Origin of the sequence: Amycolatopsis pittospori (assembly GCF_013870525.1) — a bacterium.
In the GTDB taxonomy this organism is placed as follows: domain Bacteria; phylum Actinomycetota; class Actinomycetes; order Mycobacteriales; family Pseudonocardiaceae; genus Amycolatopsis; species Amycolatopsis pittospori.
In genome coordinates this window covers 1-18,966 of the sequence record NZ_JACBXD010000064.1, presented here as the reverse complement: position 1 = coordinate 18,966, position 18,966 = coordinate 1, and the positions used below count along the sequence as shown (strand labels likewise).

Annotated in this window: 17 protein-coding genes; 10 read left to right on the top strand and 7 right to left on the bottom strand. The window is 69.2% G+C overall.

Going from position 1 to position 18,966, the window contains the following annotated elements; genetic code table 11:
- The first annotated feature begins 6 nt into the window (after nucleotides 1-6).
- The 7 genes from thyX to H5J31_RS28630 all read left to right on the top strand — a co-directional run bounded on the left by thyX (nucleotide 7) and on the right by H5J31_RS28630 (nucleotide 8,301).
- A complete protein-coding gene (thyX, locus tag H5J31_RS28660; protein WP_005156312.1) occupies nucleotides 7-759 on the top strand; it encodes an FAD-dependent thymidylate synthase in 753 nt (250 codons plus the stop codon).
- The gene (locus tag H5J31_RS28655) at nucleotides 759-1,151 is read left to right on the top strand and encodes an ACT domain-containing protein (protein ID WP_181775771.1); all 393 of its coding nucleotides are present in this window, start codon (nucleotides 759-761) and stop codon (nucleotides 1,149-1,151) included. Before thyX ends, H5J31_RS28655 begins: the two co-directional genes overlap by 1 nt.
- Before the next feature lie 83 nt (nucleotides 1,152-1,234).
- Nucleotides 1,235-2,755, top strand: coding sequence for a serine/threonine-protein kinase (locus H5J31_RS28650; RefSeq protein WP_181775770.1), 1,521 nt, complete (start codon nucleotides 1,235-1,237; stop codon nucleotides 2,753-2,755).
- Between the two features lie 111 nt (nucleotides 2,756-2,866).
- On the top strand, nucleotides 2,867-3,880 hold the full coding sequence (gene dapA, locus H5J31_RS28645) for a 4-hydroxy-tetrahydrodipicolinate synthase (protein ID WP_181775769.1): 1,014 nt from the start codon (nucleotides 2,867-2,869) through the stop codon (nucleotides 3,878-3,880).
- The gene (locus H5J31_RS28640) at nucleotides 3,877-5,574 is read left to right on the top strand and encodes a ribonuclease J (RefSeq protein WP_181775768.1); all 1,698 of its coding nucleotides are present in this window, start codon (nucleotides 3,877-3,879) and stop codon (nucleotides 5,572-5,574) included. Before dapA ends, H5J31_RS28640 begins: the two co-directional genes overlap by 4 nt.
- A gap of 64 nt (nucleotides 5,575-5,638) precedes the next feature.
- Nucleotides 5,639-6,469 carry a pentapeptide repeat-containing protein gene (locus tag H5J31_RS28635; protein ID WP_207898941.1) on the top strand — a complete coding sequence of 277 codons (831 nt, stop codon included), beginning with the start codon at nucleotides 5,639-5,641 and terminating at the stop codon, nucleotides 6,467-6,469.
- Nucleotides 6,470-6,708: 239 nt separating this feature from the next.
- Entirely contained in the window at nucleotides 6,709-8,301 is a 1,593-nt protein-coding gene (locus tag H5J31_RS28630) for a substrate-binding domain-containing protein (RefSeq protein WP_181775767.1), read from the top strand.
- Here H5J31_RS28630 and H5J31_RS28625 read toward each other — a convergent pair.
- The gene (locus H5J31_RS28625) at nucleotides 8,252-9,652 is read right to left on the bottom strand and encodes an amino acid permease (RefSeq protein WP_181775766.1); all 1,401 of its coding nucleotides are present in this window, start codon (nucleotides 9,650-9,652) and stop codon (nucleotides 8,252-8,254) included. The two genes, H5J31_RS28630 and H5J31_RS28625, sit on opposite strands and share 50 nt — an antisense overlap.
- A 307-nt stretch (nucleotides 9,653-9,959) precedes the next feature.
- Here H5J31_RS28625 and H5J31_RS28620 point away from each other — a divergent pair, with 307 nt between their 5' ends.
- Complete coding sequence (locus H5J31_RS28620) at nucleotides 9,960-10,547, top strand: DUF305 domain-containing protein (protein WP_181775765.1); 588 nt, start codon at nucleotides 9,960-9,962, stop codon at nucleotides 10,545-10,547.
- Here H5J31_RS28620 and H5J31_RS28615 read toward each other — a convergent pair.
- The 6 genes from H5J31_RS28615 to H5J31_RS28590 form a co-directional block, all read right to left on the bottom strand.
- Nucleotides 10,524-11,492, bottom strand: a complete 969-nt coding sequence (locus tag H5J31_RS28615) for an EamA family transporter (protein WP_181775764.1) — start codon at nucleotides 11,490-11,492, stop codon at nucleotides 10,524-10,526. The two genes, H5J31_RS28620 and H5J31_RS28615, sit on opposite strands and share 24 nt — an antisense overlap.
- Nucleotides 11,493-11,711: 219 nt before the next feature.
- A complete protein-coding gene (locus tag H5J31_RS28610; protein WP_181775763.1) occupies nucleotides 11,712-12,257 on the bottom strand; it encodes a hypothetical protein in 546 nt (181 codons plus the stop codon).
- A 65-nt stretch (nucleotides 12,258-12,322) separates the two neighbouring features.
- Complete coding sequence (locus H5J31_RS28605; protein WP_181775762.1) at nucleotides 12,323-13,861, bottom strand: alpha/beta hydrolase; 1,539 nt, start codon at nucleotides 13,859-13,861, stop codon at nucleotides 12,323-12,325.
- Nucleotides 13,861-14,148 (bottom strand): hypothetical protein, encoded by a 288-nt coding sequence (locus tag H5J31_RS28600; RefSeq protein ID WP_181775761.1) that lies wholly within the window; start codon nucleotides 14,146-14,148, stop codon nucleotides 13,861-13,863. Before H5J31_RS28600 ends, H5J31_RS28605 begins: the two co-directional genes overlap by 1 nt.
- A gap of 69 nt (nucleotides 14,149-14,217) precedes the next feature.
- On the bottom strand, nucleotides 14,218-14,832 hold the full coding sequence (gene wrbA / locus H5J31_RS28595; protein ID WP_181775760.1) for an NAD(P)H:quinone oxidoreductase: 615 nt from the start codon (nucleotides 14,830-14,832) through the stop codon (nucleotides 14,218-14,220).
- 47 nt (nucleotides 14,833-14,879) lie between these two features.
- Nucleotides 14,880-15,689, bottom strand: a complete 810-nt coding sequence (locus tag H5J31_RS28590; protein WP_181775759.1) for a lysophospholipid acyltransferase family protein — start codon at nucleotides 15,687-15,689, stop codon at nucleotides 14,880-14,882.
- Nucleotides 15,690-15,816: 127 nt separating this feature from the next.
- On the opposite strand from H5J31_RS28590, the gene H5J31_RS28585 reads away from it, so the two are divergent.
- Together H5J31_RS28585 and H5J31_RS28580 are read left to right on the top strand one after the other, a co-directional pair.
- Nucleotides 15,817-18,318 (top strand): DNA translocase FtsK, encoded by a 2,502-nt coding sequence (locus H5J31_RS28585; protein WP_207898940.1) that lies wholly within the window; start codon nucleotides 15,817-15,819, stop codon nucleotides 18,316-18,318.
- Between the two features lie 142 nt (nucleotides 18,319-18,460).
- A complete protein-coding gene (locus H5J31_RS28580) occupies nucleotides 18,461-18,943 on the top strand; it encodes a hypothetical protein (RefSeq protein WP_181775757.1) in 483 nt (160 codons plus the stop codon).
- The last annotated feature ends 23 nt before the right edge of the window (nucleotides 18,944-18,966 follow it).

The window sequence follows — 18,966 nt, the reverse complement described above, 5'->3', positions numbered from 1 at the left end:
GCGAACGTGGCCGAGACCGTGTCACCCAAGGTTCAACTGATCGCGAAGACGGAGTTCTTCCCTCCGTCGGACGTACCGTGGTCGACCGACGCCGACGGTGGTGAGGCGCTGGCCGAATTCGCGGGCCGGGCCTGCTACCAGTCCTGGAAGAAGCCGAACCCGAAGACGGCCACCAACGCCGGCTACCTCGAGCACATCATCGACGTCGGCCACCTTTCGGTGCTGGAGCACGGCTCCGTCAGCTTCTACATCACCGGGATCTCCCGGTCGCTGACGCACGAGCTGATCCGTCACCGGCACTTCTCCTACTCGCAGCTCTCGCAGCGCTACGTCCCAGAGCGCGACGCCGCGTTCGTCGAGCCCGACGTCATCGCGCAGGACCCGGAGCTGCACGCGAAGTTCCTCGCCGCCTCGCAGGCCGCCGTCGACGCCTACACCGAGCTGCTCGCCGGGCTGGAGGAGAAGTTCGCGGACGTGCCGAGCGCGACGCTCCGCCGTAAGCAGGCCCGTCAGGCCGCGCGCGCCGTGCTGCCGAACGCCACCGAGACCCGCATCGTGGTCACCGGCAACTACCGCGCCTGGCGCCACTTCATCGCGATGCGCGCCACCGAGCACGCCGACGTCGAGATCCGCGCCCTGGCCATCGACTGCCTGCGTGAGCTGCAGAAGGCCTCGGGCAACGTGTTCGCGGACTTCACCATCTCCGCGCTGCCCGACGGCACCGAGGTCGCGTCCAGCCCGAAGGTCCTCGAAGGCTGATGCGCCGCCTCGCGATCGACGTCCGGCCCGGCGAGTACGCGGTCGCCCGCCTCGCCCCGGACGCGCCGGTTCCGGCGAACCTGCTCGACCCGGGCGAGCCCGTGCTGATCTCGGTCACGCGGACGCCGGAAGAGCTGTCGGTGATCTGCCCGGCCGGCCTCGCGCCGTCCGGGGCCACCGTCGAGGAGGGCTGGCGGCTGCTCACCGTCCGCGGGCCGCTGGCGTTCACGCTGACCGGCATCATCGCGGCGCTGTCGAGCGAGCTGGCCGCCGCCGGGGTGGCGCTGTTCTCGCTGTCCACTTTCGACACCGACCACGTGCTGGTCCGGGCTCCCGAGCTGGAGCGCGCGGTGAAGGCGCTCCGGGAGTCCGGGCACGAGGTCACGGTCTGATCCAGACGCCGGAATAAGGAACCTTTCGGGGCGCGAACGGGTCCGAGTTAGCATCCTGCGCGAACCGAAGGAGCGCCGAAACCTTGACCGACGAACAGACCCGTCCGTACGGGCCGCCGCCCCAGCAGACGTACCAGGCCACTGGCGCACGGATCGTCGCCGGCCGTTACGCCCTGCTGGGCGAGCTCGGCCGCGGCGGGATGGGGATCGTCTGGCGTGCCCAGGACCAGGTGATCGGCCGCCAGGTGGCGATCAAGGAGCTGAAGTTCCCGGACGCCCCCGAGGACGCCTCGGTGCTTTCGGAGCGGATGCTGCGCGAGGTCCGCTCCGCCGGCCGGCTCAACGATCCCGCCGTCGTCACCGTGTACGACGTCGTCACCGAGAACGGCGCCACCTTCATCGTGATGGAGCTGGTCGAGGCGCCGACGCTGGCCGACCTCGTGCGGGAACGCGGGCCCATGCCCGCCCAGCAGGTCGCGCTGGTGGGGGAGCGGGTGCTGTCCGCGCTGCGGGCCGCGCACGCCGCCGGGATCGTGCACCGCGACGTCAAACCGGCCAACATCATGGTCGCGCCGGACGGCCGGGTGAAGCTCACCGACTTCGGTATCGCGCACGCCGCCGACGACCCGCGGCTGACCACCAGCGGCATGATCGTCGGCTCGCCCGCGTTCATGGCGCCGGAGCGGGTCGAAGGCCGCGACGCGATGCCCGAATCCGACCTCTGGTCGCTGGGTACGACGCTGTTCTTCGCCGCCGAAGGGATCGTCGCGTTCGAACGGTCGACGACCGCGGCCACCCTGCACGCGATCATGACCGAGGCGCCGTACCTGACCCGGGTGCAGGGCCCGCTGGCCGCCGCGATCCTCGGCCTGCTGGTCACCAAACCCGAGGCGCGGATGTCGTACGACCAGGTCCGCAGCCTGTTCTCGGCCGCGCAGGGAGTGCAGGCCCAGCCGACCCCGCCCTCGGGCGGCACGGCGATGCTGCACCCCGGCCAGCCGATGACCCGGCTCGCGTCCGCTCCTGCCCCCGCCAAGCGCAACCTCCGTCCGCTCTGGCTGAGCCTGGCCGCGGTCGCCGTGATCGGCGCCCTGGTCGGCGGGATCTTCCTGGGCCGCTGGATGGCCGCGCCCGAGGGGAACAACCAGGCGCAGCCCACGCTGACCTACGGCATCAACGGCCAGCTCAAGGTCGACCGCTCGCTCAGCGACTGCTACAACATCCCGCTGCAGCAGCAGGCGGCCACGCTGAACTCCGACACGCAGGGCACCTGCAGTAAGGATCACCTGGTCGAGGTCTATGCCAAGGGGAGTCTCCTCGAGGTGGAGTCCGCCAGCGACGATGACGCCGCGATCGCCGAGTACCCCGGTGCCGATGCCGTCAACAGGATCGCCGAAGCGCTGTGCTCGGCGACGTTCAACTCGAACGTCGTGCCCGCCCCGCAGCGCTCGACGCTGACGTGGCGAGCCGTCGTGCCGACCGAGGCGGAGTGGAAACGGCCGCTGAGCGAGGAGAACACCTCCTACTCGCGCGGCTACTTCTGCCTGCTCGCCAGGACCGACGGCGGGCAGCTCACCTCCCAGATCACGACCAAGGTCAAATAGGTCACGCCAGAGTTTGCGCCGAGTTCCCCCTTGTCGCGGAAAATCTCCCGCATTCCCGGGAATGACCACGTCGGCAAGGGGTTCGGCGAGCGCAGGAGGTACCTTCACACCATGTCCACTCCACCTACCGCAGCGCCGGGAAGACCGTTCGGGCGCGTGCTCACCGCGATGGCCACCCCCTTCGACGCCGACGGCGCCTTGGACCTGAAGCGGGCGCAGGAGCTGGCCGAACACCTCGTGGACCTGGGCAACGACGGTCTCGTCGTGAACGGCACGACGGGGGAGAGCCCGACCACGACCGACGCCGAAAAGGCCGAGCTGATCCGCGCCGTCGTCGAGGCCGTCGGTGACCGCGCGACCATCGTCGCGGGCGCGGGCACGAACAACACCGCGCACAGCATCGAGCAGGCGAAGCAGGCCGCCGAAGCCGGCGCGCACGGCCTCCTGGTCGTGACGCCGTACTACTCGCGGCCCAGCCAGGCCGGGCTCTACGCGCACTTCACCACGGTCGCCGACGTCACCGAACTGCCCGTGATGCTCTACGACATCCCGCCGCGTTCGATCGTCCCGATCGAGGTCGACACGCTGCTGCGGCTTTCGGAGCACCCGCGCATCCTCGCGGTCAAGGACGCCAAGGGCGATCTGATCGCCGGCTCCGAGGTCATCGCGAACTCGCCGCTCGCCTACTACTCCGGTGACGACGGCCTCAACCTGCCGTGGATCTCCGTCGGCGGCGCGGGCGTGGTCAGTGTGATCGGGCACGTCGCCGCGGGCCGGATCCGCGGCATGATGGACGCCTACGAATCGGGCGACACCTCGACCGCCCGCACCAACCACCGCGGCATGCTGCCCGTCCTGCGGGCGATGTCCCGTGTCGGCGGTGTCGCCTTCTCGAAGGCGGCCCTGCGGCTCCGCGGGTTCGACATCGGCGACCCCCGGTTGCCGATCGTGGCCGCAGGCGACGAACAGCTCCAGGCGATTTCCGCCGATCTCGCCCAGGGTGGCGTGCCGCTCGGCGAAAGCGCCGCCAGTGACTGGCATGGTGCTCGGGTGGCACAAGCAGATTCAGCGGCGGCCTATACGGCGCCGACCTCACATACCAGCGTTGGGACCATGCCTCGGTGAGTTCACTGCCAACCGGACCCGGACCGACGACCCCGCCGCCCGCGCTGCCCGAAGGCGCCTTGCGCGTGGTCGCGCTCGGCGGGATCGGCGAAGTCGGCCGCAACATGACCGTCTTCGAATTCGGCGGCCGTCTGCTGATCGTCGACTGCGGGGTCCTGTTCCCCGAAGACGACCAGCCCGGCGTCGACCTGATCCTGCCCGACTTCCGCGCGATCGAAGACCGCCTGGAGGACATCGACGGCCTCGTCCTCACCCACGGGCACGAGGACCACATCGGCGCCGTCCCGTTCCTCCTGCGGCTGTTCCCGGACCTGAAGATCTACGGATCCCGGTTCACGAACGCGCTGCTCGCGGCCAAGGCCAAGGAACACCGTCAGCGGCCGAACCTGATCGAGGTCCGCGAGGGCGAGCGCCGCACCGTCGGTGCCTTCGACCTCGAGTTCTTCGCGGTCAACCACTCCATCCCGGACGCGCTCGCGGTGGCCATCCGCACCCCCGCAGGTGTCGTGCTGCACACCGGTGACATCAAACTCGACCAGCTCCCGCTCGACGGGCGGCTGACCGACCTCGCCGGGTTCTCCCGGCTCGGCGACGAGGGCGTGGACCTGTTCTGCGTCGACTCGACCAACGCCGAGGTCCCCGGGTTCGTCATGCCGGAGCGCGACATCGGCCCGGTGCTCGACGACGTCGTCCGCCGGGTCGACCAGCGCGTCATCGTGGCCTGCTTCGCGAGCCACGTTCACCGCGTGCAGCAGGTGCTCGACGCCGCCACGCGGCACGGCCGCCGGGTCGCGTTCGTCGGCCGGTCGATGGTCCGGAACATGGGCATCGCCGCCGACCTCGGCCTGCTGAACGTGCCGGACGGCCTCCTGGTCAACCTCGACCAGGCGAGCGACCTGCCCGAGAGCAAGGTGCTGTTCGTGTCGACCGGTTCGCAGGGCGAGCCGCTTTCGGCGCTTTCGCGGATGGCGCGCGGCGAGCACCGGCAGATCTCGATCCGCGCGGGTGACACCGTCGTACTGGCCAGCTCGATGATCCCGGGCAACGAGACCGCCGTCTTCGGCGTCGTCAACGGCCTCACCCGGCTCGGCGCGAACGTCGTGCACCAGGGCAACGCCAAGGTGCACGTGTCCGGTCACGCGTCGGCGGGCGAGCTGCTGTACCTGTACAACGCGGTGCGTCCCAGCAACGTCATGCCGGTGCACGGCGAGTGGAAGCATCTGCGCGCCAACGGCGAACTGGCCGTGCGCACCGGCGTCGCGCCGGAGAACGTGGTCATCGCCGAAGACGGGGTCGTGGTCGACCTGGTCGACGGCAAGGCTTCGCGTACCGGCCGGGTCGAGGTCGGGCACGTCTACGTCGACGGCCTCTCGGTCGGCGACGTCGGCGAGTCCACCCTTTCCGACCGGCTCGTGCTGGGCGAAGGCGGTTTCATCGCGATCACGGTGGCCGTCGACACCAACACCGGCCGCGCGGTGACCAAGCCGACGGTGTCCGGGCGCGGGTTCTCCGACGACCCGAAGGCCCTCGACGCCGTACTCCCGATGGTGGAGATGGAACTCGCGAGGACCGAGGCCGAAGGCATCACCGACACGCACCGCATCGCGCAGGCCGTGCGCCGCGTCGTCGGCCGGTGGGTCGCCGACACCTACCGGCGCCGTCCGATGATCGTGCCGACGGTCATCCCCGTTTAGCCGTAATACGAGAAGGCCCCTTTACTCAGTCGAGTGAAGGGGCCTTCTCGCGCATAATCACCACATGGTGATGGTGGGGGTGCATGTGGTAGCCGCGCTGGTGGGTGTGGCGCTCGGAGTGGGGGCGATCTACCTCCTCCGGATATACATCGAGGGCGTCCGCCGCGACCGGCGCGAACGGCCCGCGTTGGTGGCTCGAGGGCTCAGGCTGGACCGCTGGGAAAACGCCGTCGAGATGATGGAGAGCGAGGACGCCGCGGAGCGCCTCGAATGCTTCGCGGCCCTGGAACGCTGCGGGCGCGAAGAACCCGACGTCAGGCAAGACGTTGTCGAGCTGATCTGCGCCTACCTGCGTAAACCTTTCGTATACCCGGTCGAAGACGAGGCAGAACTCGAAGTCCGGCTCGCCGCGCAGAGGTTTCTCACGCGGCACTTCAGGTGGCCTTTGGGGGAGGCCAGACCCTTCGAGTTCTGGGAGGTCGAGGAGCTGGGACTGCGGGACGCGGTGCTCGTCGAACCCGATTTCGCGGACACCTTCCTCGTACGCGCCGAACTCGAGGACAGCCTGATCGTCCGCGGGAACTTCCGCCGGACCCGGTTCTCGCCCTCCGTGAATTTCGAAAGGGCGTGCTTCACCGGCGACACCGACTTCCGTGCCGCGTCGTTCCCGAGTTACGCGACCTTCGCCGGCGCGCTGTTCAGCGGGACGACCACGTTCGCCGACGCCCGGTTCGAGACAGGCGCCGATTTCACGGACGCGCGGGTGGAACAGCCCGACGCCGCCCACTCGTGGCCGTCGCCGTGGCGTCCTTGGGCGAATTCGCCGGTCGCTCAAGCCCGGCTCATCCCGATGAAGGCCGACGGACGGCCACCGTCATCAGCAGAGCGAAAGTGATCGTGATCGCCTGACCGAACAGGGCGTTGCGGGCTTTGCGCTGTTCCGCGCGAGTGGGCCGGTTCATCACGGATTCCCCCGGTATCGAGTATTTTCCTTACGGGGTAAGTGTTCCGCGGCGCGCTTTCGAGCACCTCCCGCCACGGTGGGGTTCTTCTACGCCGTAGGTCGCAGCCTTCCCCTAGGGGCCGGTGCGGCGTACCCTCGGACGCCACTGAGCCCCCATGCCGGGAGAGCCGATGGGACGCCATTCCACCGCCCGGACCCGAAGACGGGTGCTGGTCCCTCTGCTGGCCTTCGCCTTGGCGGCCGTGCTCGGTGCCGCCACCTGGGTGACCGTCGCCATGGCCCGCTCCGTCCCCGAATGCGATCCGGCGAAGGTGGTCGTCGCCGCGTCGCCCGACGTCGCCCCCGCCATCGCCGAGGCCGCCCGCGACGTCGAACTCGACTGCGCCACGATCGACGTCCAGTCCCGCGAATCCCTTCAGATGGCGGAGGAGCTGTCCGGCGACGCGTCCCGGCCGCAGGCCTGGATCCCGTCCTCCACGCTGTTTCTGCGCCGAGCCCACCAGCTCGGTGCGGCCGGCGTCCCCGAATCCGGTCCGTCCGTGGCCAATTCGCCCGTGGTGCTCGCGGTGACGGAACCGGTCGCGAAAGGGCTCGGCTGGCCGTACAAGCCGCTGACCTGGCTGGATGTCCTGCGTGGTGACAAGATCGTCGCCGGGATGCCGGATCCGGCACGGGATCCGGTCGGCGTTTCCGCGCTGCTGGCGCTGCGCGACGTCGTCAAAGGCGCTTCGGATCCCGCCGCCGCGTACGTTGCGTTGCTCCGGAAGTTCTCCGCCAACACCTACGACGCCCCACTGACCGTTTTCCCCGCGTCGGAGAACGCGGTACTGCGGCACAATTCCGATCTTTCCGCGAAGCCGGACGGGGGCGCCTTGGTCGCCGCGTACACACCCGCGTCCCCCTCGCTGGATTATCCGTTCGTGGAGATCGCGGGCGCGACGCCGAGGCAGGGGAGTGCGGTCGCCGAGCTGAAACGGGCTCTGCTCAACGGTTCCAGCGCCGCGGCGATCGCGCGAGCGGGGCTGCGCGCTCCCGGCGGGCAGGCCTTGCGGCTGGCCGAAACCGATCAACGTCTGTCGGTCCAAGGGCAGCGAAGCGCCGAATTCCCGGCCGCCGCCGAAGTCGACAAAGCGCTCAGTCAATGGGCCGGTGTGAGCGCGAGCGCCCGGGTGCAGGTGCTCATCGACGTCTCCGGTTCGATGAGCGCGCCTGTCCCCGGCACCGGGAAGTCCCGGCTGCAGGTCACCCTGGAAGCGGCGGAGAACGCGCTGCATCTGTTCAAACCCACGTCACAGGTGCGTTTCCTGGCCTTTGCGACCAAAGTGGACGGTGAGCGCGACTATCGGGAGATCCTGCCGATGGCGCCGGTCGGGCAGCAGCTGGCGGCGGTCGGCAAGCTGCGCGCCGTCCGGGCGGTCCCGGACGGCCAGACCGGTCTCTACGACAGCGTCCTCGACATCTATCGCCTGGCACGCAAGGAATGGGAGCCCGGGAAACTGAACCTGGTCATCGTGATGACCGACGGCCGCAACACCGACCCCGGCGGTATCAGCCGCGAGAACCTGGTGGCGGAGCTGGGAAAGCTGCGCGACCAGCGCCGTCCGGTGCCGCTGATCGGCATCGGGATCGGCCCGGACGCCGACGAGGCCGAACTCGATCAGCTCGTCGCCCCGGCCGGCGGCCAGGCCTTCCTCAGCCGTGATCCGGCGAAGATCAGTGAGGTGTTCTACGGGGCTCTCGGCCGGATCGCCGGCGCTGGATGAAGTAGACGGCGAGGATCACCGCCAGGCTGATCAGGCTCAGGTACAGCTGGGCTCGGGTGTCGTCGTCCACGAACAGCATCGACGCGACGACCGCCAGCGTCCCGGCGAGGGTCAGCCAGCTCAGCCAGGGATAGCCCCACATGCGCAGCTTCAGCCGTTCGGGTGCTTCGGCTTCCAGCCGACGTCGCATCCGCAGCTGCGAACCGGCGATGATCGCGTAGACGAACAGCGCGACGGCGCCGGCGGAGTTGATGATGAAGTAGAAGATCTTGTCGGGGGACACGAAGTTCATCACCACGGCGACGTAACCGACCGAAGTGGACACCAGGATCGCCTTCCACGGCACACCGCGCCGGTTCGTGTCGGCGATCCATTTCGGTGCCCAGCCGTTGCCGCGCAACGCGAACAGCATGCGGGAAGCCGTGTAAAGCCCGGAATTCAGCACCGACAGCACGGCTGTGAGCACCACCGCGCTGACCACGGTCTCAGCGGCGGGGATGCCGAACCGGCCGAACGCCGCGGCGAACGGGCTCGTCGTGGTCGGGATGTCGCGCCAGCCGGTGATCATCACCAGCAGCGTCACCGAACCGACGTAGAACAGGACCACCCGCCACACGATCGACGACGTCGCCTTGCGCACCGCCGCTTCGGGTTCGCGGGATTCGGCGGCGGCGATGGTGACGATTTCCGCGCCGAAGTAGGAGAAGATCACGATCACCACGCCGTGCACCACCGAGAACGGGCCGTTGGCGAGGAAGCCGTCCTGTGCGATGTTGCCGACCGAGAACGATCCGCCCGGCCAGAGCCCCAGTACGAACAGGACGCCGACGACCAGGAATACCACGATCGTGGCGATCTTGACCGATGCGAGCCAGAACTCGGTCTCCCCGAACGACCGGGCCGAGGCGAGGTTGGTCGCGGTCAGCAGGAGCATCAGCACGAGCGAGAAGATCCATTGCGGGACAACGGGAATCCAGGTCTGCAGGATCTTCGCCCCGGCGACCGCCTCGAACGCGACGACGCCCACCCAGAAGTACCAGTACAGCCAGCCGACGGTGAAGCCCGCCCAGCCGCCGAGTGACGTGCGCGCGTACTCCATGAACGAGCCCTGCGACGGCGAGGCCGTCGCCATCTCGCCGAGCATCCGCATCACCAGCACGACGATCAGGCCGCCGATGGCATAGGAGAGGACGGCGGCCGGGCCGACGGTGTGGATGACCGCGCCGCTGCCGATGAACAGGCTCGCACCGATGATGCCGCCCAGCGCGATCATCCGGACGTGGCGTTGCCGCAGCTCCGGGCGCAGACCCGCCCGCTCGGTCTGCCGGTCCGGGGTGGTTTCTGCGCCCATTCGCGGTTACCTCCTGACGCCAGTGGCGGTGAATCGCGGGATTGTCGCACCGCGAGAGCTTGAGGAAAAGTGTTTGCGCAACCCCCGGTGAACAGGCCGATGTGGACTCTGCGAACCTAGGTCGTGTCCTGCGAGTCTGTTCGATGGGCTTCGTGATCCAGGTGGTTCCTGGCGGTGCGGGCGGTGCGGCCTCGTACCGGGTCGTACTCGGTCGGGCCGTCAGGGGCCGCCTGGGCGCGGAGACCGCGAACTTGACTTGCAGGACATGACCTAGGCACCTCCACCGCGCGTTCCGAGGAGCTCTTCGATGCCGCACGCCGTCCTCCGGTTCCTGCCTGCCGTCGTCCTGGCCGCCGTGCTGACCGGCTGCTCGGATGAGGCGCCCCAGTCGCAGACGGCGCCGCCCGGGTCGTCGCCGCTGGCGCAGCAGGCCGCCGTTCCGTTCAACGACGCCGACGTCGCGTTCGCGCGGCAGGCCCTCGCGCACCACCAGCAGGGCGTGGATCTGGCTTCCCTGGCCGAAACGCGCGCCGAGAACGCGGAACTGAAGACGTTCGCGAAGCGCGTCATCGACACACACGAACCGGAGATCGCGCGGCTCTCCGCGCTCATCGAATCCTGGGGCCAGGCCGCGCCGGACGATCCGAACCTCGAACACATCCAGCGCGACGGCTACATCGCCCCCGGCGACATGGCGGAACTGGCCGGACTGTCCGGAAAGGACTTCGACCGGAAGTTCGTCACGCGGCTGCAGAAGCAGCGCGAGGCCGGCGTCCGCATCGCCGACGCCGAGACGCAGCACGGCCGCAACCCCGACGCACGGGACCTAGCCGCCACGACGTCGCGTTCGCAGCAGCAGGAGATCACCGACCTACGGGGCTTCCAGCAGGGTTGAGTCCGTCTGGACGACGTTCGAATTCAACTGGACGATGTAGGCGCCGCTCAGCAGGACCACGGCCCCGAGCGCCTGGATCCAGCTGAGCGCCTCGCCCAGCAGCAGCCAGGCCGCGGTCGCGGCGATCAACGGTTCCACCAGTCCCACGACGCTCGCCACCGACGCCGGAAGATGACGCAACGCCGTCATCCCGGTGGCGTACGCGAGCACTGTCGCGATCAGCACGAGCGCGATCAGCAGCAGCCACACCGGCGGATGCCACGGCCCGAACGCCGTCCGCGAAGTGACGACACCCCAGGGAACCGTCCACGGTGGAGCGACCGCGCACACCAGGACCGCGCCGATCGTCATGCCCCAGGTGACCATGCCGAGCGGATCCCGGTCCGCGACGCCGCGTTCCCCGAGCAGGAAGTACCCGGCCGAACAGACCGCCGCGCCCAGCCCCGCGAGCAACCCGACGACGTCCAGGCTCAGGCCCTCCCAGACCTGCGCGACCAGGACGAGCCCGGTCATCGCCAACGCGATCCCCGCCCACATCGCCCTCGGCAGGTGGACCCGCCGCACGAACCGCACCCACAGCGCGATCAGCACCGGGGAGGTGAACTCGAGCAGAATCGCGATGCCCACCGGGATCCGGCCCGCCGCGAGGAAGTACATGAGCTGGACGCCGGCCACACCGAGCGAGCCGTACGCCAGCAGCAGCGGCCACTCGCGCTTCGTCACTTTGAGCAGCTTCGGCCGGAAGACCGCGACCAACGCGAGCAACACGATCGCCGACAGCCCGATCCGGATCGCCGCGACCTGCTCCGGCGACAACCCCGCCTGCATCGCCGGTTTTCCCAGCACACCCGACGTCCCGAAGAAGAGCGCGGCGAGCAGGATGAGCACGATGCCCCGGCCGCGATGCGCGACATGCTGGGTGGGGGCGGCGAGTTCGGCGGTCACGGCCGGAGGGTAGAGGTCCGGCGGGAGCGGGGCGACCCGTTTTCCCAGCGGATGGATTTGGCGGCTCGTGAGTGGTAAGGACGGTTCTAACCGTCCTTACCACTCACGACCCTCCGAAACCGGCCGTGACCGGGCCGACCACACCACCCCTGCGCCGGCGACGGTAGCCACACGAACCCACTTCGGGCCCACCATGGAAAGTCCGCTCGAGACCTCGGCTCAGTAGGAGGTGCCGCCGTCGGTCCAGTCGGTCTGGGCGAAGTCCTCGTCGTCGACGGGGGCGCGTCGCGGCTTGCGAACCGGCGCCGGCGGGGGTGCGGCGACGGGCTGTTCGGGTTCGGTGGCTTCGAGGGCTTGGGGTTCGGGTGTGCCGTTCGGCCAGACGCAAGGCGAGGTCGCGCCGACGTAGAACTTGCCCAGATCGTTCGCCTGGACGGACATGTCGAAGGCGTCCGCGTTGTTGCGCACGAACACGTACTGGTCCTTGGGCCGCGAATCCGTCAGGACCTTGAAGTCGTGGGCGGACCACCACTGGACGACGGCGTCGAAATACTCCGCGAAGTCCGCGACATCGAGACCGGTCACCTCGTAGGTCGCCGAGATCTCGAAGCGACCTTGGGGGCCGTCGTCCGTCGGGTCGGTGCACTCGGATCGGTTCCGGGTGAACGGTTTCAGCCGCGCGGAGCCGGGCAGCGCCGAGAGCGTGCCCTGGATGTACTGCTCGACCTTTTCTCGCGCCTGGTGTTCGGTGATGGTCGGTTTCATGGCGTCTCCACCTCCGGGGGAGCAGGCCGACAAGAGTAGGAGAAGGGCGGCCAGGACCGGGAGCCTCATGAGGCGGGCTTGCCCGCGACGATCAGGCCGATATTCCGCAGCGAGGGATTGTTGTCCTCCCAGTACTCACTGTGCGCTTCCTGGCTGTACCCGCCGAACCCGTCCGTGCCCGGCGCCGACGTGAACACCTGCCCGCCGAAGTCCGCGTCGGTCGGGTCCTGCCCGAGTACCAGGTCGTACCCGGCGACCTCCAGATTCGCCAGATTGATCATGTCGTGTTCGGCCACCGTCGCGTGGACGTGTTCGCCGGTCTCGCCCGGATCCACTCCATCGAGATGCAACTGGCTCACGTCGTGCACGCCGACGCCGGGGCTGGCCACGAAAACGAGTTCGTCCGCCGCGAGGCCGCCGTCGCGGGCCGCGTGGCCGACGACGGTGGTGCCGTAGCTGTGGCCCAGCACCGTGTTGTGCGACGGTGACCCCTGATGCGTTTCCCGCAGCCCGTCCTGGAATTGGGCGAGTGCCGCCTTGCCTCCATCGGCGTACTTCTCGCTCGCGGCGTCGGTGATCCCGTCCGGGGCGTCGTAGCCGAGCCAGGTGATGACGGCGGTCGAAGGGGAGCCGGCGGTCGTCGCCACGGCCCACATCTTGTCCGAACGGTTGAGGTCGCCGCCGATCTTGCTGAGCTCCGACCCGGTCCCCGGCACGTACGTCGCCACGTTCACCGCCGTGTCCGGATTCCCCGCCGACACGATCGCCTTCCCGTCACCGCCGGTGTCCAAGCCGAGCAGGAACGCTTGAGGTTCCGGCTGGTCCAGCCGCCGCGAGATGGCTTCCAGACCCTTGACGCGGGGATCTCCTTGCAGCCGCGCGATCTCCTGGGCGAGGACGGCGCGGTTGGCGGCGTCGCGGTCGGTGGCCGGGATACCGTCGAGATTGCCGACAAGTCCCGGATTCCCTTGCAGCAGAGCGACTTTCGCGGTGTCCGAGAGGCTGTCCCACCATGCCTTGTTGTCGCCGGGGGAGCCGTTCTCCGGCGGGCCGATGATCGACAGGCCGCTTTGCGCGGATCCGTCGTCGGCGGCTTGGGCGAGGGTGCCGGAGCCCTGTTCGGTGATCTCGCCTCGGAGGGCTCGCCGCATGATGGCCGCGAAGTCGGCGTCGACGTCGGTGGCGCGGCGCAGGATCTGCTCGATCCGGTCGGCGAGTTCCGCCATCACGCGCGGCTGCTCGGGCCCCGGAGGCCCACCGGAAGACGTGATCTCCCCGCCGGAACCGATGGTCAGGCCGTTCCGGGAAGCGAGTTCGTCGGTCTCGCGCACGAACGCGACGATCCGGTCCAGCGCGATCTGCACCTCGTGCGCGCCCCGCCGGACGGCGGACGCCTCGGCCACGAGTCGTTCCAGGGTGGAGGTCAGCGATTCACCCCGCGTCGACGCGGCCGTGGCGGCCTCGCCGGTCCAGCCGGGGAAGCGGGCCATGGCCTCGACGTCGTCGTTCGCGGCGATGATCCGGGTGCAGCCGTCGTTCAGCGCGTCGGCGACCGCGCCGATCGCGGCCGGGTCCCATCGGCGTACGTCGCCCCAGGTGAGCATCAGACGGGGAGTTCCCGGGACGCCGCCAGCTCGTTCGAGCGGTAGCGGGCGGCGGCTTCGCCGAGTTGCCCGGAGTACTCCGAAGCGTTCTTCGCCCAGCCTGGCACCGCGCGGCCCCAGGCATCCGCGAGCAGCCGCGCCGCCTCGCCGGACGTGCCACCCGGCATGCCTGTCGCGACACCGGCCAGGGTGGCCGCGAGTTTCACCTGCCCGACGTCGTCCGAAGCCCGTTGAGCCGCGCCTGACGCGGCGCCGATCGTCTCCAGGACCACCTCGAAGCCGGTCATCCCGCTTCCTCCCCGCAACGTGACGCTGTGTGACCACACTACGACGCAGGAGAAGGGCGCGCGGTTCCCTTAACCGTCCTTGAAGAGACCGTCGGCAACGTAGCGGGAGACGGTCGCGAGACGGCGCCCCTGCAGACGTAGCGCGTCGAGGGCGAGATCGTCGGGTTCGGCGGACTTGCGCGAGACGAACGAGCCGCCGTACGGATTGCCGGATTCGAGCAGGTGCGGATCGGTGTAGCCGAGCGGCAGGACGATGGCACCCCAGTGATAGAAGATGTTGTTCGTCGCCAGGACGGTCGATTCGAGGCCGCCGTGCGCGGTCGACGCGGTGGTGAACGACGTCGCCACCTTGTTCACCAGCTTTCCCTTGGCCCACAGGCCACCGGAGCTGTCCAAAAAGGACTTCAGCTGGGCGGCGGGCCCGCCGAAGCGGGTCGGGCTCCCGGCCGCGAAGCCGTCCGCCCACTCCAGGTCGTCGAGGGTCGCCAGTTCGTGGTGCGGGCCCGCGTCCACCCAGGCCTGCCAGCGCGGATTGCTCGCCACGGCCCCAGGAGGGGCGGTTTCGGGAACCGTGCGGACGCGGACTTCGGCTTCGGTCTCGCGGGCGCCGTCGGCCAGCGCCGAAGCCAGTTTCGCGGTATTGCCCGTCGCGCTGTAGTAGACGACGAGGATGCGGGTGCTCACGTCCGCGACACTAGGCGAACGTGAGCACCCGTCTCAGGATCCGGAACTCAGTGCTTCTTCCAGGGACTGACGGTGTCGGTCGGCCGCGTCGGGTCGTGGAACCGGGGCTTGTCCAGTTCGCCGCGGCGCAGCGGCACCAGCCCGTCCGTGATGGCCTGCATGATCTTGGCGTGCGCGCGGACACCGGCGCCCGGTCGCTCCGGCTCGACGTCCGACAGGTCCACCGGGTCGCCGAAATGCACCTGGAAACGGGGACGCCGCATGGGCGCGCTCAGCCCGGACTTCGCGAGCGGTACCAGGTCGGCGGGACCGTTGACGGTCTCCGTCCCCCAGTAGACGGCTTCGTGCGCGCCCCACTGGCTGATCGGGATCACCGGTACGCCGGCGGCCAGCGCGAGCCGCGCGGCGCCGGTCTTGCCCCGTTCGGGCCACAGACCGGGATCGTGGCTGATCCGGCCCTCGGGGTAGACGATGAGCGGGTCGCGGGTGGTGCGCAGGGCCTCGGTGGCCTCGGCGAACTGGCCGATGGCCGTCGACGACTCCTTGCGGTCGACCCGCAGGTGGCCGCTGACCCGCAGCGCCGGGCCGATGACCGGCGCGTCGAGGATGCCGCCCGCCAGCATGAACCGCGGGTTGATCCCGATCCGTTTACAGGCCGCCATCAGCACGAACGCGTCGAAGACGCCGATGTGGTTGGCGGTCATGAGCAGTGGCTTCCTGCGAAGCTCCGCCGGGACCCGGCCGGTCACGGTGAGTTTCCCGACGAAGTTGACCAGCCCCCGGTCGATGTTCAGCATCGTGCGCCAGATGGCCGGGGCGCGGCGAGCCGAATTCTCATCCTGATGCAGCGCGAACATGGGGCAGAGCATGTCATGACCCCGCTTTCACCCGGATGGCCGCTCAAGCTGTGACCTGAGACGAATGTTCCGGATGTGCTCCGAGTGGCACCCGGGACTGAAGGGCCGTTGCGGTTACCTTGGAGATATGGCTAGCGGGTCGACGACCAGGAAGCGGAGTACGGCACGAAGCGGCGGCAGCAAGGGGCCGGCGCGAAAGCCACGTACCCCGGCGAAGCCCAGGTCAACGGCCGCGAGGAAGCCCGCTCCACGGCGCCCGGCGGCCAGGAAGAAGTCGTCCGGCACGTTCGCGAAGGGCGTGCGCGGCACCTGGAACCTGCTCGCGAAGGGGCTCGGCACCCTGGCGAGGACGGTCGGCCGCGGCCGTGAGCTCGAACCGGAACACCGTCGCGACGGCCTCGCGCTCGGCCTGATCGCGCTGGCGCTGGTGATCGCGTTCGGTGTCTGGTGGCGGGCGGCGGGGCCGATCGGCGGCTGGGTCGAGGTCGCCACCAGGTCGGTGCTCGGTGCCGGCGCGGTGACGTTGCCGCTGGTGCTCACCGTGGTGGCCGTCGCGCTGATGCGTTCCGAACCGGTGCCCGAGGCCCGGCCCCGGATGGTCATCGGCACGCTCCTGGTGCTCCTGTCCGTCCTCGGCCTGCTGCACATCTTCACCGCGCTGCCCGAGACCAACGACGGCCGGATGTACGCCGGTGGGGTGATCGGCGCGTTCTCCGGCGGCCTGCTGACCATGGGGGTCACCACCTGGGTCGCGGTGCCGCTGCTGGTGCTGGCGCTGCTGTTCGGCACGCTCGTTTTCACCGGCACGCCGGTCCGCGAGATCCCGCATCGCCTGCGCAACTGGGGTCTCGACCCCGAGGAGATCGAAGAGGCCGAGGCCGAGCGCAAGGCCATCCACGACGAACGCGACGCCGTCACCGAGGCCGACCCGAAGTCGGTGCGTCTGCGGAAGCCGTCGCGGCGCCGTCAGGGGACCGGTGACAACGCGGCCGAGCAGCTCGACATCGAGGCCGCGCTGGCGGAGGCACCGACGCCGCTTCGCCCTCCGAAGCCCGCTGTGAAGCCGGTCGAGGAGAAGAAGCCGAAGAAGGCGGAGGCGCCGCTCGCGGTCACCAGGACCGTGGAAGGCGACTACAAGCTCCCGCCGCCGGACCTGCTGAAACTCGGCGACGCGCCGAAATCCCGCAGCAAGGCCAACGACGCCATGATCGAGGCGATCACCGGCGTGTTGGAGCAGTTCAACGTCGACGCGCAGGTCACCGGGTTCACCCGGGGCCCGACGGTCACCCGGTACGAGGTCGAACTCGGCCCGGGTGTGAAGGTCGAGAAGATCACCGCGCTGACCAAGAACATCGCCTACGCCGTGGCGACCGACAACGTGCGCCTGCTGGCGCCGATCCCGGGTAAGTCCGCGGTCGGTATCGAGGTGCCGAACTCCGACCGCGAGATGGTGCGTCTCGGCGACGTGCTGCGCGCACCGTCGACGGTCAAGGACAACCACCCGATGGTCATCGGGCTCGGCAAGGACATCGAGGGCCATTTCGTCACCGCGAACCTGACGAAGATGCCGCACCTGCTGGTGGCGGGGTCCACCGGTTCCGGTAAGTCGAGCTTCGTGAACTCGATGCTGGTGTCGCTGCTCGCGCGGGCGACGCCCGACGAGTGCCGGATGATCCTGATCGACCCGAAGATGGTCGAGCTGACCCCGTACGAGGGGATCCCGCACCTGATCACGCCCATCATCACCCAGCCGAAGAAGGCCGCCGCCGCGCTGGCCTGGCTGGTGGAGGAGATGGAGCAGCGGTACCAGGACATGCAGGTCAACAAGGTCCGGCACATCGACGACTACAACAAGAAGGTGCGCTCGGGCGAGATCACCGCGCCGCCCGGCAGCGAGCGCGTCTACGCGCCGTATCCGTACATCATGGCGATCGTCGACGAGCTCGCCGACCTGATGATGACCGCCCCGCGTGACGTCGAGGACGCGATCGTCCGGATCACCCAGAAGGCGCGTGCCGCCGGTATCCACCTGGTGCTGGCCACCCAGCGTCCGTCGGTCGACGTCGTGACCGGCCTGATCAAGACCAACGTGCCCTCGCGGCTCGCGTTCGCGACGTCCTCTCTCACCGACTCGCGGGTCATCCTCGATCAGCCGGGCGCGGAGAAGCTCATCGGTATGGGTGACGCGCTGTACCTGCCGATGGGCGCCGGGAAACCCGTCCGTATCCAGGGCGCCTTCGTCGGCGACGAAGAGATCGCCTCGGTGGTGAACTTCGCGAAGGAACAGGCGCAGCCGGACTACCAGGACGGCGTCACCGCGGCGAAGGCCGGCGAGAAGAAGGAGATCGACTCCGACATCGGCGACGACCTCGACGTCCTGCTGCAGGCCGCCGAGCTCATCGTCACCTCGCAGTTCGGCTCGACCTCGATGCTGCAGCGGAAGCTGCGCGTCGGGTTCGCCAAGGCCGGACGCCTGATGGACCTGCTGGAAAGCCGCGGCGTCGTCGGGCCGTCCGAAGGCTCGAAGGCACGCGACGTGCTGATCAAGCCCGAGGAACTGGAGTCGGTGCTGTTCATGATCCGCGGCGGCGGCGACGCCAACGGCGGCGAGCTGCCGGACGAGGACTGACCTGGCCCTGGAGCCTCTTGCGTCGTGCTATGAACGGCTCGTTACTTGCAAATTTTGCAAGTAACGAGCCGTTCATAGCACGCGCGGAGATCAACTGAGGGACCGATGCAACGGACCGGGGGCTCCGTTCCGTCAAGGATTCGTGGACACCAAGAAGCTGCTCGTCGTCCTCTGCGCCCTGCTCGGCTTGGCCTGCGGGGCCGGCAGCTCCGCCGCGCGGGAACAACCCGCTGCGGCAGCGCCCGCGTCGGTGGTCCAGCCCGCCGAGAAGCCCGCGGGGAAGCCGGTCGAAAAGCCTGTCGAGAAGCCCGCGGTTGAGCTGGGGAAGACCGTCGTCCTCAAGGCCGGTGACACGGCCGAGGTCGCGTCGAAGGACGTCAGTGTCCGGTTCGCCAAGCTCGTGTCCGATTCCCGCTGCGGTGCGGGCATGGTCTGCGTCTGGGAAGGAGAGGCCGTGGTCGAGCTGACCCTGGCCGAACCCGGACGCGGTGAGCGGACGACGGCGGAACTCGCCTCCACCGGACGTGGGGGCAGGCAGTCCGTCGAGTTCGCCGCCTGCCGGGTGGATCTGGTCGCCGTGAGTTCGGGGGGCGACCAGATCACCCTGCGGGTCTCTAAGGCCTAAGCGCGTTCTAGGTCTCTGGGTTG